Here is a 3,815-nt window from a genome sequence, read left to right as displayed (position 1 = left end):
GCATCAAAGGCGGCTGCCAGCTCATGAAGGCGGCAAGCCATGCGGGTGCCGAGCCACCCGGTGCCGGCAACAGGATGACGGCGATGCCGAGCCAGATGAAGGACATGCCCAGCGTCACGATGATCGAGGGCAATTGCCGGGCATGAATAAGCAGGCCGAAACCGGCATAGGCGGCGATCAGGACGATGTAGCACAGCGCCGCGATTGCCGGCGCGTCCCCGAGATAGAGCGCCGTGACGCAGGTGATCAGCCCGACAAAGGCGCCGTTCGACAGGTCGATGTCGCCCAGCATGATCACCATCATCTGCGCCAGCGCGGCAAAGACCAGCGGCACCGAGAGCTTGAACAGCAGATGGAAGCCGAAATAGCTCATCGCCGCCGGGCGGATGCTGAAGATGATGGCCAGCATAACCAGCAGCGCGATAGCCGGCAGGCCGACCTGCATGGCATTGAGCAAGGCCGAACGCGGATTGGAAGGAGAACGGGCCGGAACTCGGGCAGCCGCGTCAGACATGGTCGCCTCCGAACGACGCCTGCAGGATACGGCCGGTCTCGATGGCCTCATCTTCCAGCCTGGTCACGGCGCGGCCCTCGCGGAAGACATAGATGCGCTCGCAATTGGTCAGCTCTTCGAGCTCGGTTGTGTACCAGACGAAGGCGCGTCCGTTCTCGGCCTCCGCGCGGATCAGCCGGTAGACCTCCTGCTTGGTGCCGACATCGACGCCGCGCATCGGATCGTCGAGGAAGATCACCTCGGCGTCCGACGCCAGCGCACGAGCGAACAGCACCTTCTGCTGGTTGCCGCCGGACAGCGACATGATCGGCGTGTCGATCGAAGGCGCCTTTACCTTGAGCCGCTCCGACCAGGTCTCGGCCAGCTTGCGAGCGGCGGCGCCTGAAATCATGCCGCCCCGCGTCAGCGCATTCAGGCTGCGGATGGTCAGATTGTCGGCGATAGACCACAGTGAGAACACGCCTTCAGAGCCGCGGTCGCCGGCAACATAGGCACCCGGCAAGGCCTCGCGCTGCCGGCGCGCGGCATAGAACATCGCGCGCAGCCGCTCGCGCTGGCCGTGGCCGTCGAGCCCGGCGAAACCGATGATCTCGCCCTTGCCGACTTCGATGGTCAGATCAGCGGTGTCGCGACCCGCATGCCGGATCACTGGAGTTTGCACCGACGCGGCCTTACCGGCGGAGCGGTCGCGGGGCCGCTCGATGCTGCCCATCAGCTCGACAAGTGCGGCGCGTGACAGGCCGGCGGTCGCCCGTTCGGCGACGACCTTGCCGTCGACCATGACGACGGTGCGGTCGCAGACGGCGAGGATCTCGTTCAGTCGATGGGTGATCAGGATGCAGGCGATACCACGTCCGGCGGCACGACGAATGTGGGTGAGCAGTTGCTCCGTCGCCTCATGGCCGAGCGCCGAGGTTGGCTCATCGAGAATGACGGCGCGCAATTTGATGCTGGTCTGCGTGAAGGCGCGGGCGATCTCGACCATCTGTCGCTCGCCGATCGGCAGGTCGGCGACCTTCCTGTCGAGATCGATGCCGTGGCCAGGGAAGATCTCGTCCAGCACCGGACCAATCACCTGGCGCGCGCGCCGGCGCCAGCCCAACCCACGCAAAGACCTGTGCACGATCCGGGCATTTTCCGCCGACGTCAAATTGGCACAGAGCGACAGTTCCTGGAAGATACAGCGCAGACCGGCCTGCTGGGCACTGGCCGCACTCCAGGCACCGATCTCACGTCCGCCGAGGCGAAAGCTGCCGCTGCTGCGCTCGATGGTGCCGGCCAGCACGTTCATCAGCGTCGACTTGCCGGCGCCGTTGTGACCGACCAGGCCAACGACCTCGCCGGGGTTCAGATGAAAATCCACGCCGCCCAAGGCATGCACGGCATCATAGCTCTTGCGGACATTGCCTACCTCGACAAGAGGGCTGTCAGCATCGCCTCTCTCTGCTGCGTCCTTTTTGGGCGACGTGGGATCGTTCATCATTCGGCCATGCTGCTCATTTCGGCGCGGGAACGCCCGGCAGAGGCTCCTTCTTTACGTTGGCGTCGATGATCTTGGCCACCAGCTCCTGCGGATATTCGGCATTGACCACGCCGCCTGCGGGAACCGTCTTCAGCCAGGCGTCGAGATCGGGCTGATTGATTTGCAGGAGCGGCACCTCGACGAATTTCGGCACCTGCTTGCCGGCCAGGATCTGCTGGGCGACCCAGAACGCGACCTGCGAGACGCTGGGCGTGGCGCCCAGCGAGAAAGTTTCGTAGCCGCCGGCACCATGCTCCTGCTTCCACAGCGCCAATTCGTCCTGGCGGTTGCCCATGATGATGATCGGCAGCGGCCGGTTGGCGGCCTTGAATGCCTGCGCCGCGCCATAGCCGTCGCCGCCCTGCGTCAGCACCGCATCGACCTGAGGCAGCGACGGCAGGATGCCCGACACTTCCTTTTGTGCCACGGTGGCCGTCCACTGACCATAGACCTCGCCGACAGCCTTGTAGCTGGCGTGCGCCTTCATGGCCTTCTCGACGCCCTCATGCAAGCGCTTGTCGAAACCGTCGCCGGCCATACCGCGGATCTCGAGGATGTTGGCCGGCTTGTCGCCGAGCTTGCTGGAGATGAAATCCAGTTCGGCCTTGGCATAGGAATCGAGGTTGTAGTCGACGACATAGGCGCAAGGCTCGGTGACGCCGCTGGCGAAGGCGACGACCGTGATACCGGCATTGCAGGCATCCTTGATGGCGCCGTTGAGTGCGGTGTCGGAGCCGGCAAGGACGATGATCGCATCGTAGCCCTGCAGGATCAGGTTCTCGATCTGGCTCGCCTGTTCGGTCACCGAATTGTTCGAGCTGACGACGGCTGTTGCGGCGACCTGCTTGTCGGCCACGGCCTTGGCGCCCATTTCCTCGAAGCTCTTGATCATCACCTGGCGGAAGGAATTGCCGGCGTAGGAATTGCTGAAGGCGATCTTCTTGGCCGAAGTGTCGCCCTTGGCGACGCCTTCATCGGCGCGCGCATGCAGCGCTGCAAAGCTGGTGCAGCCGAGCATGGCTGCAACGAATAAAGCTGTGGTCCTGTTCATTGTTGTTCTCCTCCGGTTGAAAGTCATAGCGTCCTCCCGACGATCCTTTCGAACGAAAAAAGTCAGCCCAGCCCGAGATCAGGCACGGCATCGTTCAAATGGTCGGCGAAATTCGTGTTGGGCAGCAGCGGATACCAACCCGGACGGCCGGGATCGCGGTCGTAGGCATAGCCGCCCAGCGAGCGATAGAGCTCGGCATAGGTTGCGAGTTTGTCGCGATCGAGCTCGACACCGAGGCCCGGTGCCTCCGGCACCGCGATCGCACCATTCTCGTAGGGCATCTTGCCGCCGATGATGATGTCGTCGGCAAGGTGATGGTAATGCGCGTCGGCGGTGAAGACGAGGTTGGGCAGCACAGCGCCAAGATGCAGCATGGTGGCGAGCTGAATGCCGAGTTCGCCAGAGGAATGCACCGCAATGCCGAGGCCGAACGTGTCGCAGATCTGCGCGGCGCGCACGCAGGCGCGGATGCCGCCCCAGAAGGTGGTGTCGAGCAGGATCACGTCAACCGCAGGGTCGCGCACATTGGTGGCGAGCTGTTCGAAATCGATGACGATGGTGTTGGTGGCCAGCGGGATGGAGAGCTTCTCGCGTAAGCGGCGCATGCCGGCAAGGCCCCAGGTCGGGTCCTCGAAATAGTCGTTCCTGAGATCGGAGATGGCCTGGCCGAAACGCAGCGCCTCTTCGACCGACAGGGCTGCGTTCGGATCGTAGCGCAGTGTGTCGGC

The 3,815-nt window shown here is 63.9% G+C and carries 3 protein-coding genes and 1 pseudogene; all 4 read right to left on the bottom strand.

Annotation, left to right across the window (positions count from 1 at the left end):
• Positions 1–514 (bottom strand): annotated as a pseudogene (locus EN750_RS23005) (ABC transporter permease); the annotation flags it as partial.
• Positions 507–1,994 carry a sugar ABC transporter ATP-binding protein gene (locus tag EN750_RS23000; RefSeq protein ID WP_127397743.1) on the bottom strand — a complete coding sequence of 496 codons (1,488 nt, stop codon included), beginning with the start codon at positions 1,992–1,994 and terminating at the stop codon, positions 507–509. The gene EN750_RS23000 and the pseudogene EN750_RS23005, both read right to left, overlap by 8 nt.
• Before the next feature lie 16 nt (positions 1,995–2,010).
• Positions 2,011–3,087: an ABC transporter substrate-binding protein gene (locus tag EN750_RS22995; protein ID WP_127397742.1), complete on the bottom strand. Its 1,077-nt coding sequence runs from the start codon at positions 3,085–3,087 to the stop codon at positions 2,011–2,013.
• 62 nt (positions 3,088–3,149) lie between these two features.
• Positions 3,150–3,815 (bottom strand): enolase C-terminal domain-like protein (locus EN750_RS22990; RefSeq protein WP_281062317.1); only part of this gene is annotated, 666 nt, incomplete at its 5' end.

Source organism: Mesorhizobium sp. M7A.F.Ca.ET.027.03.2.1 (assembly GCF_003999175.1).
GTDB lineage: Bacteria > Pseudomonadota > Alphaproteobacteria > Rhizobiales > Rhizobiaceae > Mesorhizobium.
Note: the sequence above shows the minus strand (reverse complement) of the source record. Positions and strands in the feature narration are given on the sequence as shown.

Bases quoted from the DNA above. Each gene is read 5' to 3' on its own strand.
- EN750_RS23000 (WP_127397743.1), bottom strand. From the start codon at position 1,994: ATGAACGATCCCACGTCGCCCAAAAAGGACGCAGCAGAGAGAGGCGAT.
- EN750_RS22995 (WP_127397742.1), bottom strand. From the start codon at position 3,087: ATGAACAGGACCACAGCTTTATTCGTTGCAGCCATGCTCGGCTGCACC.